At 67.5% G+C, this 761-nt stretch carries 1 protein-coding gene; it reads right to left on the bottom strand.

Annotation, left to right across the window (positions count from 1 at the left end; all coding sequences use genetic code 11):
• Nucleotides 1-761, bottom strand: a 761-nt coding sequence (locus tag NRB16_RS28800; protein ID WP_373568522.1) for a hypothetical protein, incomplete at both ends; no start/stop codon positions are given.

Raw genomic sequence — 761 nt, 5'->3', positions numbered from 1 at the left:
GTGGTCAATGCGGCCACTTGAGCGGTGCTCAAGGCGACAACCTGGGCGGTGGTCAATGCGGCCACGTCTGCGGTTGGCAGGGCAGCGATCTGGGCAACGGTCAGGCCTGGCACCTGAGCGGTGGTCAGCGCGGCCACTTGAGCGGTGGTCAGACCGGCGACAGCCGCTGTGGTCAGGGCTGCGAGGTCGGCGTTTTGCAGTGCGGCGACCTGAGCGGTGGTCAGTGCAGCAACCTGGGCCGGTTTCAGTGCAGCCGCCTGAGCGGTGGTCAGAGCGACGACCTGGCCGGTAGTCAGTGCGGCGACCTGAGCGGTGGTCAGGGCTCCTACGCTGGCGACAGGCAGTGCGGCGAAGTCAACGGTTTCCAGCGCGGCGACTTGAGCCGTGGTCAGTGCCGCGACTTGAGCGGTGGTCAATGCGGCGACCTGAGCAGTACCCAGCGCTGCGACTTGATCGGTGGTCAGCGCGGCCAGGTCAACGGTTTGCAAGGCGGTGATCTGGGCCGGCTTGAGGGCCGCGACTTGAGCGGTGGTCAGTGCTGCAACCTGAGCGGTGCCCAGCGCGACGACCTGAGCGGTGGTCAGTGCACCCACGTCGACAGTTTCCAGCGCGGCCACTTGAGCCGTGGTCAGGTTGGCCACTTGAGCGGTGGTCAATGCGGCGACTTGAGCGGTGCTCAGGGCCACGACCTGGGCGGTGGTCAGGGCTGCGACGTCTGCGGTTGGCAGCGCGGCGATCTGGGCAGCGGTCAGGCCTGGCAC

Origin of the sequence: Pseudomonas sp. LJDD11 (assembly GCF_024584215.1) — a bacterium.
In the GTDB taxonomy this organism is placed as follows: Bacteria; Pseudomonadota; Gammaproteobacteria; order Pseudomonadales; family Pseudomonadaceae; genus Aquipseudomonas.
Note: the sequence above shows the minus strand (reverse complement) of the source record. Positions and strands in the feature narration are given on the sequence as shown.